The 14,457-nt window shown below is 42.5% G+C and carries 14 protein-coding genes; all 14 read right to left on the reverse strand.

What is annotated here, in order from left to right:
- Positions 1 to 4 precede the first annotated feature (4 nt).
- Entirely contained in the window at positions 5 to 1,540 is a 1,536-nt protein-coding gene (locus MFF31_RS01945; RefSeq protein WP_238188449.1) for a DUF6382 domain-containing protein, read from the reverse strand.
- Between the two features lie 43 nt (positions 1,541 to 1,583).
- Positions 1,584 to 2,114, reverse strand: a complete 531-nt coding sequence (locus MFF31_RS01950) for an A24 family peptidase (protein ID WP_238186486.1) — start codon at positions 2,112 to 2,114, stop codon at positions 1,584 to 1,586.
- A gap of 19 nt (positions 2,115 to 2,133) precedes the next feature.
- Positions 2,134 to 3,138, reverse strand: a complete 1,005-nt coding sequence (locus tag MFF31_RS01955) for a pilus assembly protein (RefSeq protein WP_238186487.1) — start codon at positions 3,136 to 3,138, stop codon at positions 2,134 to 2,136.
- Positions 3,104 to 5,341 (reverse strand): TadE/TadG family type IV pilus assembly protein, encoded by a 2,238-nt coding sequence (locus tag MFF31_RS01960; protein ID WP_248565379.1) that lies wholly within the window; start codon positions 5,339 to 5,341, stop codon positions 3,104 to 3,106. Before MFF31_RS01960 ends, MFF31_RS01955 begins: the two co-directional genes overlap by 35 nt.
- On the reverse strand, positions 5,338 to 6,042 hold the full coding sequence (locus MFF31_RS01965) for a TadE/TadG family type IV pilus assembly protein (protein WP_238186489.1): 705 nt from the start codon (positions 6,040 to 6,042) through the stop codon (positions 5,338 to 5,340). The genes MFF31_RS01960 and MFF31_RS01965 overlap by 4 nt, the downstream gene beginning before the upstream one ends.
- Complete coding sequence (locus MFF31_RS01970) at positions 6,035 to 6,220, reverse strand: Flp1 family type IVb pilin (protein ID WP_238186490.1); 186 nt, start codon at positions 6,218 to 6,220, stop codon at positions 6,035 to 6,037. Before MFF31_RS01970 ends, MFF31_RS01965 begins: the two co-directional genes overlap by 8 nt.
- A 24-nt stretch (positions 6,221 to 6,244) precedes the next feature.
- A complete protein-coding gene (locus tag MFF31_RS01975) occupies positions 6,245 to 7,129 on the reverse strand; it encodes a type II secretion protein F (RefSeq protein ID WP_238186491.1) in 885 nt (294 codons plus the stop codon).
- A 12-nt stretch (positions 7,130 to 7,141) separates the two neighbouring features.
- Positions 7,142 to 7,954: a type II secretion system F family protein gene (locus MFF31_RS01980; RefSeq protein ID WP_248565380.1), complete on the reverse strand. Its 813-nt coding sequence runs from the start codon at positions 7,952 to 7,954 to the stop codon at positions 7,142 to 7,144.
- Positions 7,955 to 7,979: 25 nt separating this feature from the next.
- On the reverse strand, positions 7,980 to 9,218 hold the full coding sequence (locus MFF31_RS01985; RefSeq protein ID WP_375541264.1) for a TadA family conjugal transfer-associated ATPase: 1,239 nt from the start codon (positions 9,216 to 9,218) through the stop codon (positions 7,980 to 7,982).
- Positions 9,205 to 10,164 carry a P-loop NTPase family protein gene (locus MFF31_RS01990; protein ID WP_238186493.1) on the reverse strand — a complete coding sequence of 320 codons (960 nt, stop codon included), beginning with the start codon at positions 10,162 to 10,164 and terminating at the stop codon, positions 9,205 to 9,207. Before MFF31_RS01990 ends, MFF31_RS01985 begins: the two co-directional genes overlap by 14 nt.
- A gap of 366 nt (positions 10,165 to 10,530) precedes the next feature.
- The gene (ndk, locus tag MFF31_RS01995) at positions 10,531 to 10,929 is read right to left on the reverse strand and encodes a nucleoside-diphosphate kinase (RefSeq protein WP_238186494.1); all 399 of its coding nucleotides are present in this window, start codon (positions 10,927 to 10,929) and stop codon (positions 10,531 to 10,533) included.
- 31 nt (positions 10,930 to 10,960) lie between these two features.
- Entirely contained in the window at positions 10,961 to 11,761 is an 801-nt protein-coding gene (locus MFF31_RS02000; protein ID WP_238186495.1) for a pyruvate, water dikinase regulatory protein, read from the reverse strand.
- On the reverse strand, positions 11,758 to 12,444 hold the full coding sequence (locus MFF31_RS02005; protein WP_238186496.1) for a helix-turn-helix transcriptional regulator: 687 nt from the start codon (positions 12,442 to 12,444) through the stop codon (positions 11,758 to 11,760). The genes MFF31_RS02000 and MFF31_RS02005 overlap by 4 nt, the downstream gene beginning before the upstream one ends.
- A 133-nt stretch (positions 12,445 to 12,577) precedes the next feature.
- Positions 12,578 to 14,365 (reverse strand): M3 family oligoendopeptidase, encoded by a 1,788-nt coding sequence (locus MFF31_RS02010; protein WP_238186497.1) that lies wholly within the window; start codon positions 14,363 to 14,365, stop codon positions 12,578 to 12,580.
- Between the last annotated feature and the right edge of the window lie 92 nt (positions 14,366 to 14,457).

Here is a 14,457-nt window from a genome sequence, read left to right on the forward strand (position 1 = left end):
GCAACTATCCTCTATGCAATTCATAGACTGGTCCCTTCATACCTGCAAGATGGATGGTATCGCCAGTCATCAGCTTGTATGCTTTATAAGGGACCATTAAGTTACCATTTAAAAGACTTCCATTTCTAGAACCCAAATCTTTGGCATGATGCTCCCCATCTATTCGTTCTATTTCCAAATGTACACGAGAAACGCCGTCTGCACTTTCAGCGTAGCTTACGCCTTCTGCCGCTCTCCCAATTTTGAAACTCTCCAAAGCAATTGTAATCTCCTCTTCTTGCCCTTTCCATACTCGTTTCAACCATGTTTTCTCACTATCCGCTGACCCAAGTAACGCAGTACTATTTTCTTCCAGCATTCCAGATCCCAAATATGTGGTTGGAAGCATTGCTCCTTCCGAAGAAGTATGGGATTGTGAATTCCTTGGCGGTAGAGAATAACTTCCTAAAGAATCTGTTGTATCCACTAATTGCTCTTGCTCATGATTCCACCCTTTCTTGAATCGTTTTGAACTTGAGTTTTCTTCGAAGGGTTCAGAGATTTCAAGTAGAGAATCCTCTGTTACTTGATGATCGGCATCCCGCTTTTTAAAGAACAGTACTACAGTAAACAATATTAAAGTCAAACCTGAGCTAATTAATAGACTTTGGTTCGCTGGATTTTCAAAGTAGATAAATCTCCACACACATGCCGACACTACTATGAATGCAGCCCCTACCAACCACATGCTCCTTTGATTACCCGTTGCCTGATCGGATTCATCGTCCATAAAATCGTCTACATGCGGTATAAAACTATCCCTTTCTTCCTTATCCATATGTGGCTCATATTTTAAAGAGGCGGACCTTTTACCAGGACTCAATGAAGAAATATTAAGATCTTCTTGCAAGTTGTCTGATCTTTTTGTTGAAACGGGTTCTTTCTTGATTGATACATTTGTAATTGGTTCACTTTTACTAGATTCATTTAAAGTAGATATAAGCTCCAAAAGAGTCTCTCGTAGTTCTACAAGCGGCCATCGATTATTATTGAGAAGCTGAAGAACTCTCTTTAGACCTGCTCCATCAATTGGCTCTACATACGATGTCCATCGAACAACAAGAGAGAGAAGTTCCTCCGTCTTTTGAACATAATCATCTTCAAATGTTTTAATAGGCAAGTAGGGAATTTTAATATCACCAAACTGTTCTCCTGAAAAAATAAATTGATCGTTCAGCAAACAGCCCTCTGGTCTAAGCATATACGCTTTGCACTCTAACAAAGCATCCGTTACTGCTAGTATCAAACTATAATACTGCTCCATTGTAATAGGTTGTTGCTGCAAGCGATGTACTAACATCTTTGTACCTGTCAGCGTATAACGAAATGTAATTTTCCCATCCATCTCGAACCAATCCATTGGCAGAAGGTATGGCACACGTTGCGAGCGAAGCATGTTCAGCTCTATTTCGTCTAGTTCATTTCTTACGATGCCACTTTCACGATCAATCGTCATTTCATGCCCTCGGTTCATCGCAAAATCAATGCGAAATTGATGCATCACGAACATCTCCCCCCTTATTTCTAATCATTGATCGCTTACTCTAATAACTCGTAATCCATAATGTAACGGCTCCTGGTGCCACTGCCAGCATAAAGGGGAAGCTCTTGCCTGACTTTGCCCATGATAGCCACTCTCCTTTGGACCAAGAGACGTTTGGTGCAACAATAGCTACAATGGCGAGCGCTATATTTTTTACGAATGTCCGCCTTGTAACAAGCAGCAAAACAGCAATTGCTCCTGCATAAAGAATGGAATACAACATAAGTTGTGCTACCCAGAGCATGCCTATCCATGCGCCAATTGCACCAAATAGCTTTACATCACCTGCACCAATTCCTTTTAAAATATAAAGAATTAAGAGTGGGAAGAAGCCGACAGCCGCACCTCCCAATGTCCAAATCCACCCTTCAACACCGTTTGCGATCGCATGGTACGCAACACCCAAAGTAAACGAGCAAGCAGTTAACCAGTTAGGTATAAGTTGTTTACGTATATCCGTAATTAATGCGATCGAAAGTATCAACAATGCAGCTATTGTCACAACAACCAAATCGTCGCCTCCTATCTCCATTCTCATTTTCCCCACAATATTATTTAGGGGGCTCAGACTGTTTCTTTTGAACTGAAAAATGTTTAGATACACTGCTTAATCCATCCAACGATTTTGCAGTAAGCTCCCACAATCCCGGCGTTGTATTGCCTGAAACATGCCATGTCCACTGCACATATCCATTTTCGTCCGCAGTTGCTTCTCCTAAGTGCTTTGCTTTGCTTGAACCGCTTTTATACATTACTCCAAGGGATACAACAGCACCTGGCTTTGTCTTCACTATGACTGTAGCCTTATTACCTGGTCGCAATGGTGATGGTTGAATCGCAACGATCTGAAGAGCGGCATTCCCCTCATTGCCCGTATCTTTATCTATTGCTGTTGCTGCGACAGCATCACTGAGCCATACTCGTTCATAGGACTGTTCGCGTAAAACAATTGGTTTGTTGATGAATGGAACATCAATTGGATACTCATATTTAAGCTCGATAGCTATGTATAGATCCTCTTTTTTTTTAAAATCTGGCAAAGTAATTCGTTCCAGCTGTACAAGCTCAGGTCGCAATACATAAGGGTTCACATATTGTCGTACGAATGGTTCAATGACATTTCGACCAAGCTCAGTTGCTGCAATATTTTGTACCGGCCGCCAGTCCCCCTTAATAACCGAAGATACAAATTCCCCCATAGGCTCTGGCAGCCACTTTGCAGCGTCAGCTGCAAAATCCGTCCACTCAGGCAAAGGTACAGGTAACGGAATTGCAGGGACAGGCGGCACCGTATTACCTGCAGCTGCAGCAGCTTGCGCCCTTGCAAGCTCTACCGGATATATATGAGCAGACAACTGACGGACACTCTGAGATGCAGCAGAATGAAGCGCCATCTGAGATGAACTAAGCGATATGATCATCGCAAAAATAATGAGTACAAATATGATTAGGGGCATGACAATTGCTGCTTCTACAACAATTGAGCCCTGTTGACTGGACGAAATAACTCTCCGTGTCCCATCAATAGGACGAACCGACCGTTTGCGTCGTTTCATAGCGATTGCCAACAACCTTTCCTTGAAGGAGATCCATGCGCCCTAACATCTCCATAATTCCAGGTAGAAACCACAGCTTCATTGATACTTTTGTTTCTCCTGTTATTCCTGTGCCAATTGAAGTAAGCGTGAGTCCAGTGCTTTGCTCGATTACAGCAATTATTCGACCGACTCGCTCCTCTTCCTTACCTCCATGCAACAGCATGAACAGTCTTAAATAATCCGTGTATGTCAGATCAACATTCACATACTTTGATAATGGGGCAGAACCATTATAGGTAAACGACAATATATCTTCCATCGTTTTTTCGAGTCCGTAAATGAGTGCCGCCGACAATATTAGAAGCGGATGTCCTAATGAACGACTGACAATAAGGCCTTCCATTGTTCTAATCGCCAAACGAATAGCGAATAATTCTCCATAAGCAGCAATAAGATTTCCAACAGGATCATGAAATCCGTACAATACATATTCCATTTCTTGATTGTGAAAAGATGTTGTTTGGGCTAAGCCCTCAACATCTCCATTTTCCATGAGCATGCGCAGTTGTTGCGGCTCAAAAAAAGAGAAACGATTAACGGCGTATTCGCCGTAATAGAAATAATCTCTACTCTGCATGAGCATATCTGACATTCCAGAAAATAATCCATCCAAAAAAGAAGCTGATTTCTCTGCTGCCTCGTTGGCATTACGAGCCTGACCTTGGATTTTCGGCTCTGTAATCCCAGTGGCTTGTTGATTGTAAATAAGGTTTTGTTTATACCGATCCTGAACCTTTTGAAAGATGAGGTTATGATCAGGATTGTTTGGTATTGAGGCAAGTCCTTGCATCATACGATTGGCCTGCCCCCATAACGATTGTTTCTTCTGTTCTTGCTGGGCTAGTTGATCCTTAATTGAACTGTCCAGTACAGATTTCCTACGTTCAATAATCGTTAATCCTGGCATTGAATATCGTTGTTCATAGTCTCTATAAGCAACTACTGCATCGCCTTGAACGGTTACAAGTAAAGCTTGATTTAAAACTGACGGTGTTGACATTGCTCCTGACCACCTGCCAATAAGCTGCTCAAGCTCACTTGTAACCGCTGTATTTCGAATACCTTGTAACGTCAGTTCTGTCGTATAATCTGAAAACCACCTTTGCTCTCTTATTAATTGTTGACCTGACTTCTTAATCTCGGAAAGCTCCTTTGCAGGATCCCCCGTAGTAGGAACAGTATTGGAACCCGGTACCTTCTTTCCTGCAACCCCATCGTAACCGGCTGAAGCAGAGCTATTCGCACTATTAAGCACACTCTGCATTTGTACGTTCAGTCGTTCAGCTTCCTTCAGTTTTGTCATCGCATCCGAAAGCAACTTGGCATGGCGTTGCTCTAATAAATTACTAAAGCTTCTGACTTGATTAATTAAACCCCACACATCCGATCTATACTGTGCAATTTCCGCACTAAAGCTTGCTTTCTCACCCTTTCGGAGTGATGAATCGTACTCTACTTGACCTACATAGGTGCTATAACCGTTAGCCAAACTAGCAAAAGTAATCCCTCCAGCAGCAGTCACTGGTACTAGAGGCAACGCTTCACTACTTATTAGTGCATCTACTGCTAACTCTTGAAGTTTTAACCCCTGTTCAAGTAATGTCTCTCTCTTCTCATATAACTTGCGAAGCTGCTCTAGCGTTTGGACCGCATTTGAGCTTTCCTTTAGCCCCTGTGCCAGTGGTGTGAACTTTGCAATCACTTCTAGAGTAAAGTCGATCGGAGCTTTATATTTCATTTCCTCTTGGATTTGCCGCTTAAGCACTGGGTGCTCTCCAAGAACAGAGGCTGGTTGGATAACTGCGCTCTCAACTTTGATATCTATTAAATTAAACCGTTCTGATGAGCTCGACCCGCTTGTTTCGTTATTACCCTTCATAACATCCTCGAATATTTTATTGCCTTCTGTACCACCGCGTCCGAATAGACCATACCTTTCATAAAGCCATGAATCATACGCCGACAGTACAGATCTCGTCCCAGATCGAGCCGCATCTTCAGACATCATATGAAAGGCCGCTATTCTGGCATAGTCTATCAATACCGAAAAAAACAATAAAAGAGTAGATAATACGATAACTGCAAATATAGTCACGGCTCCGTTCTGCTCGAATAATAAGCCGGATGAACGATTTTTTTTCAGGGCTCTTCCCCCATTCACTTTGTCTGTTCGTAGGAAGAGAGCACTTGAGCTGCTCTTTCCTTGGCTGTCGTCTTACCCATTGAATTATTCGTAAATTTGGTCGTATAATATCTCACCAAATCAACACTTCGAATAAACTCAACAGGTTCAACGATATGGCCCTTCGATAATGCCTCAGGATCAGCTTTAAACCTGCTTCTCTCCCATGGAAACAAGTCAATCGGTTTCTGCAAACGAACTTCTACGTATCGCTTCAATCCTTTTCTATTATAGAAAACTTTACCCCTGTACGATTGATAAGGCTCAGCTATCCAGGCAGCTGCTTGTATTAACTTTTGGTTGGACAAATTGACTGATCCTTTATTCCCTCCACTATTTATGTCTTTAGGCAACTCGAGCGAAGTATCTTCAGATGATCCTGCCATTCCAAACAGACTTGACAACATCTCATCTGATCCGAGCCTGCGATAAAGCCCGTCATATTCCGGTTTTAGAAGCAGTCCGCTCCTTGAATCGCGATGACTGTTGTCCCAGCTGAATGCGGCACGTTCTGCAGTAACGGCGGTCGAAAAATTTAATACAACATTTTGATAGAGATACATTCCGAAGAGTATAAATAACAGCACTGCACCCAGAAGCAGTGGGAACACGATGACGGATTCAATCGTGTAACTCCCACGCTCATCTTGAAACCACTTAGAAAAGCGTTCCCTATTCAAAAATCTTATCCGCTTCTTTATCTGCTTTATTTAAGAGATCTTCCACAAGTGCAATAATCCAATCCTTAAACAACAAAGCAATAATGATGACTACAGCAATGATAAGAATAACTTCAAGGGTACCCAAACCTTTTTCATCACGCCAAAATAATGCTAGTGGATTTCTAAGTTTCTTCATGTCTCAACATCTCCTCATCATTTTTTATGAACCCATTAACAACACCGCTGGAGCTGCGACGATTACCATCATAATCAGCAATATACCAACAAGCGGAAATACCAGCTTGGACGAAGCTTCTTCTCCGCTAGTCCGCGCAATCGCTTTTCTTTTCTCCCAAAGTGAGAAAGAAAGTTCCTTTACTGCTAACACAAAATGGTCGCCGCCTTTGCGATAGTTCAATAACATAACCGTCGTAAAAACGGACGCTTCTTGCACAGCACATCTTCTATTAAATTGCTCCATAACTAAGCTAAATGGCTGACCGTTTCCCATAGATATAATGGCAGAGCCCCATTCCTTATAAAGGGGATGATTCTTCTCCTCTTTTCCTTCCATACATCTAATGAAGGCCCCTTGTACGGTCTCGCCAGCACCAACTAAAAGCATCAGTTTGCTAAGCATATCTGGGAGAGCAGTAATAATATCCTTCTTGCGTTGTTCGATCTTGCGTCCTGCTTCTGCAAAGCTGCGAAGCCCAAGTCCAATCGCAAATAAAACACCAACTATCATTAACAGCTTTTCATTACTAAGCCAAGCAAGCCACGTACAGCATACAAGCGACATAAATCCATTACCTATAGAAGTCGCAGCTTCGTGCTTCGATCGTTCGTTTGTCCACGAAGAACCGTTTAAGACATAAAGCTTCATATGAAAAGCATTAAGTTGAATCTGTAGCACGTCCATTTGATATATTTTCTCCAATAGCATTTGAAACGGCATTACGATAGCATATTCTTTGAAAAGTTGCTCACTCTTCTTGCCTCTTGTTGTTCTTCGTACCAATAACATTACTAATTGCTTTAACGAGGATTTACTTAAGAGGTAGAGCCATATGCCTGTCAATGCTATGGCTGCAAGCAGCCCCATTCTCTTCACCCTCTACATTTTTATTCTCATAATTTTATTCATTATCCAAAAGCAGACTAGCAGCACAAGGAATACGACCGTCAGCAATACATATCCGATTCCGTTGTACAACGGCTCCATGTAATCTGGGGCTGCGAATGCTAGAAAGCTGAGAAATATAAATGGTACTGCCATCATAATTTTCGCTTCAAAACGTTTCTGCGCTAGCATCACCATAATCTCGCTTTCAACTGTAAGCTTCTCGCCAATAATTGTTGATGCTCGTTTCATTACTTCAAGTAAGTCTCCACCTGAGCGCTTGCATGCGGATAATGCATCAACAAACTGCGTTATCTCCTCAATTTGAGCTCGTTTAGCTAAATCCCGCAAAGCACTTTCTAGTGGCTCTGCATTTTCTAGTCGATAGCATATAAATTGAAATTCTCTTAAAATATCAGTTGCCGGGTCTGTGTATAGCAACCTCATATCATCGAGTGCCCCTCTAAAGGCATTTTCTAATGAACGTCCTGCGGCAAGAGAAGACGTCAGTGAAAATAAAGCTTCTTTAAACTGCACTTTGAGTCGATTTCTACGGCGGTCTAACAATGCCTGTCTTCTAAATCTAGGAGTGGCAACTCCCATTGAAGCCAATATAATAGAAAGTGACATAGAATGATAAAATAAATACGTAGCTGTATAAATGACAACGCTCCCAATTAGGATGGAAAAAAGCAGCTCATTACGACTAAGAACGTACGAGGTGTATATTGGAAGTGAATTAGTCTCGCGACTGCTTGTAGAAGGAAACACACCTTCCCAGCCGCACCAAATCACGAATCCTTTCATTCGATTGCTAGAACGCCTTATGTAGTTATCCCGCAATTCCACCGCTCAGCTCCTTCCCAGCCATTCGGAGCTTCTCCGTACTTTGCAAGTAATGTTCCGTTCGCTCTAAACAACCGATTACATATCCATTCCGCTCACCGTCCTCTCGGAATCGAAATAATGGATTGAGCTGAACCTCGCCATTCATTACTCCAAGGACCTCGCTTATTTCCGTTACTTTCCTAGTTTGATCTCTGAATCTGGATAGATGAATCATAATGTCTATAGCTGAGGCTACTTGCTGCCTGATAACGATAAGAGGCAAGTCTGCGGCACTTAACACCATAGTCTCCAATCTTCCAACCATATCCTTCACGCTGTTGCCATGACCAGTCGATACGGAACCTTCATGTCCCGTATTTAATGCTTGAAGCATATCCAATGCCTCTTCCCCGCGTACTTCACCGATTACAATCCGATTAGGTCTCATCCTCAGTGCTGCACGTATTAAGTCTCGTATCGTAATTTGACCCTTCCCTTCCGTATTCGCATTCCTCGTTTCCAAGGATACAAGATTAGGTACTGATCGAATTTGCAGCTCAGCCGAATCTTCAATCGTAACGATACGCTCATCCACAGGTATGAACTGGGATAATGCGTTCAAAAAGGTTGTTTTCCCCGTCCCTGTACCTCCACTAATAAACATATTGAATTTCGCTTCTACTAACTCCCTAAGAAATAACGCAGCCTCTTCAGTAATTGAACTTCTTTTCACTAAATGTTCCATTAACATAGGCTGATCTGGAAACTTCCTTATCGTCATGCTTGGCCCCTTTAACGCTACAGGTGGAAGCACCACATTCACTCGGGAACCATCCCTCAACCTTGCATCCACAATTGGAGAGGATTCATTGACGACACGATTTACTCCTGCAACAACAGTTTGAATTAAATCCTCCAGCCTTTCCTTACTCTCAAACACCGTCTCTAACTGGCTTATACGTCCATCTCTTTCCACAAAGATTTCAGTATGGCTATTAATCATAATTTCACTAACCGTTGGGTCCTCCATCAGCGGTTGAAGAATATCTAATCCCCTAAACGAATGAAACAACCTTCGAACTAACTTAACCTTCTCTATTGCTGTTAAAGAATGTAGCTGGCACCATCCGAAAACAATCTCCTCTGTCTTTTCCAATAACTCGTCATCAGTCATTGCACCGCTAAAGTCAATTTTCTCTCTGATCTTTCCCCGAAGCTCATACACAATGTCATCGGATATCATGAGCATATTCTCCTTCAGTCAGCACATGTTTTATAAGTTTGCCCACCGCAGCTCGATAATGAGAGGAAGATAGTAAAGTTTTAATCTCTCCGTCCCTCCATTGCTCTACATCTGGTAATGAATATGGTGCAAATATAACTCGTGGTACTTTCTCCTTACTCTCATCCCCCTCTTTACTTTGTCGATTGCGAATGGCTTGTGATTTTTGGAGTAGCCTTTGGAACCGTTCACCCCATTTCTGTTCACCATACATATTGGCAATTGATTGCTTACGGAGAACCGAACGATCCTCTGTAACGATCCAAAAATTACGATCCGCACGATCGAGCAGAGCGATATGAAGCTCCTCCATCCCATCATCCATATCTACGACGACAACGTCATAGTGACCACTTTGAGAGATCGTATCGACGATGGCAACCGCATCTTCAGCACTTAGAGCTAGTCGATCTTCAATATTGGTGAAGCCAAGTAAATAATCACATTTGAGATGAGGATCATATTTACGATGCTGAAGAAGCCATTGTGCTTGCAATTGTGATCGTGTTTTTATTCCGTAGAGTAAATCTGAAAGGCCCGCTCCAGAACCAGCTTCAGCTTCGTTATTACTTAACCAAAGGTTGGCCGTATTATATCTTTCTAAATTCAAATAAAATGTGCGATGCTGGAGCATACTTGCCGCGTTAGCCAAATGCAGAGCAAATGTTGTTTTCCCTACACCACCTGAAGCGGAATGGACTGTCACAACTTTTGAATTGCTCCTGCCGTTGTCAGTCGACTGTGTTCCTGTATGGGACATGACATCAAACAGTTCAGACATTCCTCTTAATAGCTGCGGTAAAGACTGGTATTGAAGAAGCTCATATTTCGCATCCGATTCACCAATTTTCCCTACTAATGCTATAGATGGTACACACGCTAATTCTGGCTGCAATTCACGCAGCAAATCAGGTTCTGCTGCGAGTAAATCAATACCATAACCTTGCTGTAGAAACTGCTTGCATGCATTCGGATGAGTAAAGGCAGAAATTTGCCAACGATCCCCGTAAGGGCTGCTTCGAACGTAATCTGCAAGCCTTCTCGAATATTCCTTTTCTTTGACCGCAATCGCTAATTGATATCGTTTCAGATTGACCCTCCTCCCACACTTTAAGCACTTGCTCTATTCCTTGGATAATAAATGAACGCAAAAAAACACCGGTAAAGTCGCAGCAAGCTGCAGCCCTACACGGTGCTTCCGTCGTTACTTATTTTCTTGGTATAGAATTTACCATAGGATAGTTAAGTCGTCAACCATCTCTATTAAAAACTTTTATTGGAAATGCAAATTGATTTCTCTTTCAGCATTTTCATCAGAATCAGATCCGTGAACAATGTTACTGGAAACATCAATTGCATAGTCACCACGAATTGTTCCAGGTGTTGCTTCTGTAGGATTCGTAGCACCGATTAATGAACGAGCGTTTTGTATGGCATCCTTGCCTTCAAGAACCATTGCAAATACTGGACCGGAAGTAATGAAATCTACCAATTCACCAAAGAATGGCTTCGTGTTCAAGTGTTCATAATGTATTTCTGCCAATTTTCTGTCAAGACGTGTTAGCTTAGCATCTACAAGCGTAAAACCCTTCTCTTCAAACCTAGCAACAATACGACCAACAAGACCACGTTCTACTCCATCAGGTTTAACCATTACAAATGTTCTACTCATTCAAAAACCCTCCATATCTATAGGTACAAGTTTATTTGCTAATCCAATCGATAATGATACCAGCGGTTTCTTCAATTGCGCGATTCGTTACATCGATAACGGGACAATTCAATGACTTCATAACAGATGTAGCATAGTCAAGTTCCTCTAGAATTCGTTCTTGTGATGCATACTGTGCGGAAGAGGGAAGACCAAGTGTCTTCAATCGCTCCGATCGAATACCAAGCAAATGCTCTGGCTGCATAGTAAGTCCAACTATTAGTCTACCAGGACCCTGCTTCAGTTCAATTGGTGGATTAACCTCAGGCATAAGAGGCAAATTAGCTGTCAGTATACCCTTGTGCGACAAGAATACACTAAGCGGCGTTTTTGAAGTCCGTGATACCCCAATAAGAACAACTTGTGCTTGAGCTAAACCTCTCGCATCTTTACCATCATCGTACTTCACAGCAAACTCTATCGCTTCCATGCGTCGATGGTAGGCTTCATCAATTGAATGCAACAATCCCGGCTCTCTCTTTGGAAAACTGCCAAAGGTGTCGACATACGCTTGCATCATCGGCCCCATAACATCAACAGCTCGTACGTCAAGTCTCACTGCTTCTGCCTTCATCAGTTCACGAAGCTCAGGTTGAACGAGTGTGTAGCTAATAAAACCTCCTGTTTTCGCTGCTTCGGCGATAATACGAACAATTTCGTCTTCCGAACGAATATGTCCGTATCGCTTAATCTTCACGCTTTCAGAAGGAAATTGTCTAATCGTCGCCTTAGCTACTGCCTCGGCAGTCTCTCCTACTGCATCGGAGCAAACGTAAATAGTCTGATGTGTCATAAATCAGTGTCCCCCAATTCCCCTTCTGTTGCGATATCTGCCATAAGCCGAATAATGTTAGATTTCGACACCCATCCCGCAACCTCAGGATATTGCTCAGGAGAAGCGGAAGGAACAACGACCGGCAGACAGTCCACTTGATGCTGGGACATCTTTCTCATTGCATCTATTACGGTATTGTCAGGCAAAAGCGTAACAATATTGGGATATCGAGTCATAACCATACTAACAGGAATTGAAGCTGCGCCAGCATTGCCTAACGTAATCTTAAGCAGATCCTTCGGCGTAATAATGCCTGCAAAGCGTTTCTCTTCATTCACAACGAGCAACGTATCAGCGTTTTCCATAAAGAGAGTTATGACCGCATCATGCACAGAGAGAGTCTCCGGAATGTTAACAGGAACACCCAGCACCTCTTTAACCTTCATGCTGCTGTATCGTTGTAGCGGTTCATGCGTCTGTCGATATGTTTTTCCAAGGAAATATCCCACTTTTGGCTTGGCATCTAGCATTCCTAGCATAACCAGCAGGGATAAATCCGACCGAAGAGTAGGACGACTTACTCCTAAATATTCAGCTAACTGTTCACCCGTAATTGGCGAATGTTTCTGAACCAGCTCGATAAGCTCCATTTGTCTTGAAGAAAGCTGAATCGTACTCCCCTCTTTCCTTATATGACTCATAAATAAACGTCATACGAACAAATCGCTTTATTTAAGATATCACAATCATATATAATGTACAATATTGAAATACAAACGCTTTCATTGGTATAACATGACAAGGTAGGGCAGTTAAGGAATATAATTCCCTTCACTATTTCTTTTCTGTCATTTCCAAGAACAATTGAACATCTTCTTCAGTTAGTGAAACAGCATCTCTCCAGAAGTTTTGTTCTTCGAGATTGACCCCCAAATGTTTGCTCGCCAGCTCTTCAACCGTCAATCGTCCTGTGTCACGTAGCAGCGCAACATATTTGTCTGCAAATCCTTCGCCTTTTTTAATCGCCCTTGCATATAAACCTGCACTGAACAAATAACCGAACGTATATGGGAAATTGTAGAACGGTACATCCGTCAAATAAAAATGCAGCTTTGATGCCCAGAAATGTGGATGTGCTTCACCAATCATATTACGGTAAGCTTCCCGTTGTGCGGACTCCATCAGTTCGTTTAATTCTGCAACGGTAACAAGCCCTGCACTTCTGCGCTCATAGAAACGAGTTTCGAACAGGAATCTTGCATGAATATTCATAAAGAACGCAACGGAGCGTTGGATTTTATCCTCAAGCAGTCCAAGTTTCTCATCTTCATCTGTAGCTGCTTTCATCGCTCTATCGGATACGATAATTTCTGCGAATGTAGAAGCGGTCTCTGCAACGTTCATCGCATATTCCTGAGACATGGCAGACAGATCATTCATGACATGTTGATGATAAGCATGGCCTAATTCATGAGCCAATGTAGAAATATTGGATGCTGTTCCTGAGAAGGTCATGAATATGCGTGTTTGTTCACTCTTAGGGAAGGATGTACAAAATCCGCCTGGACGTTTGCCTGAACGGTCTTCGGCTTCAACCCAACCATCTCTGAACGCCATCTCAGAAAACTCAGCAAGCGCCGGATCAAATGCACGGAATTGCTCCACGATAAAGTCTGCTGCCTCGTCAAAAGGTACTGTTCGCGTAGCTGATCCAATTGGTGCTTCAATATCGTGCCAGTCCAGCTTCTCCACGCCAAGCAATTGAGCCTTGCGCTCCAAATAAGGAATAAGTGCATTTTTGCCCTCTTCAATTGCTCCCCACATTGCGTTCAGCGTAGCTTCAGTCATGCGATTAATTTGAAGCGGCTCTTGCAGGACGGAAGACCATCCACGATTTCCATATAGCTTCAACCGGAAGCCGGCAATACGGTTCAATGTTTCTGCGCTTAGATCAGCAAGTGCAGACCATTCACGTTCCCACTCTGCAAATGCCGGTTGGCGAATTGAACGATCACCATCAGAAAGTCGATTGCTCATCTGACCTGCAGATAATACTTTCTTTTCGCCATTCTGCTCTTCTACATGGAATTCTGCTCTCGATACGATGACGTCATAGTTATTACCCCAGCCATGATAACCATCTACTGCAAGATCCCCAACAAGCGCTTCAAGTTCAGGCGCCATCTTCAGTTTAGCGAGATTTCTTCTTTCCTCCAGGTTGAAGGCTATCTCACTTAAATAGTCATCCTTCATTAATTCATCCCAAGTGGAATCATCAATTTCACGAAGCTCATTATCATATCTCGTCATTGCAGATAAATATTTCGCCGCTATCGTTTTCACACGATCATCAAGCCCAATAGCAGCGTGATCACGCACATTTTGAGCAATCAAGCACCCAACAAATGATTCAGACTGTCTTAGTGCGAGCAAAATAGACTGTGCGATCTCTGTCATTGCTCCAATCCGGTCAGATAATAGACCTTCTTTCTCTTTCATAAGCTCATTAAGACTTTGAATATTTGACTCCATTCCTGCTAATTCCTCACCAAATGCTTCTGAACTAGATCCACCAGGATAAATAACTTCCAAATCCCATTGTAATGGATATTTGCTTGACATTATTTTGCACCTCATCATTTCGCATTATTTTTATGTATATACAACAAAAAAACCAAGCGATTACCGCAAATGATTTGCGCAAACCCACTTGG

Source organism: Paenibacillus sp. L3-i20 (assembly GCF_022180385.2).
Classification (GTDB): Bacteria; Bacillota; Bacilli; order Paenibacillales; family Paenibacillaceae; genus Pristimantibacillus.

Bases quoted from the DNA above. Each gene is read 5' to 3' on its own strand.
- MFF31_RS01945 (WP_238188449.1), bottom strand. From the start codon at position 1,540: ATGCATCAATTTCGCATTGATTTTGCGATGAACCGAGGGCATGAAATG.
- MFF31_RS01950 (WP_238186486.1), bottom strand. From the start codon at position 2,114: ATGGAGATAGGAGGCGACGATTTGGTTGTTGTGACAATAGCTGCATTG.
- MFF31_RS01955 (WP_238186487.1), bottom strand. From the start codon at position 3,138: ATGAAACGACGCAAACGGTCGGTTCGTCCTATTGATGGGACACGGAGA.
- MFF31_RS01970 (WP_238186490.1), bottom strand. From the start codon at position 6,220: ATGAAGAAACTTAGAAATCCACTAGCATTATTTTGGCGTGATGAAAAA.
- MFF31_RS01975 (WP_238186491.1), bottom strand. From the start codon at position 7,129: ATGGGGCTGCTTGCAGCCATAGCATTGACAGGCATATGGCTCTACCTC.
- MFF31_RS01980 (WP_248565380.1), bottom strand. From the start codon at position 7,954: ATGAAAGGATTCGTGATTTGGTGCGGCTGGGAAGGTGTGTTTCCTTCT.
- MFF31_RS01985 (WP_375541264.1), bottom strand. From the start codon at position 9,218: ATGATATCCGATGACATTGTGTATGAGCTTCGGGGAAAGATCAGAGAG.
- ndk (WP_238186494.1), bottom strand. From the start codon at position 10,929: ATGAGTAGAACATTTGTAATGGTTAAACCTGATGGAGTAGAACGTGGT.
- MFF31_RS02000 (WP_238186495.1), bottom strand. From the start codon at position 11,761: ATGACACATCAGACTATTTACGTTTGCTCCGATGCAGTAGGAGAGACT.
- MFF31_RS02005 (WP_238186496.1), bottom strand. From the start codon at position 12,444: ATGAGTCATATAAGGAAAGAGGGGAGTACGATTCAGCTTTCTTCAAGA.
- MFF31_RS02010 (WP_238186497.1), bottom strand. From the start codon at position 14,365: ATGTCAAGCAAATATCCATTACAATGGGATTTGGAAGTTATTTATCCT.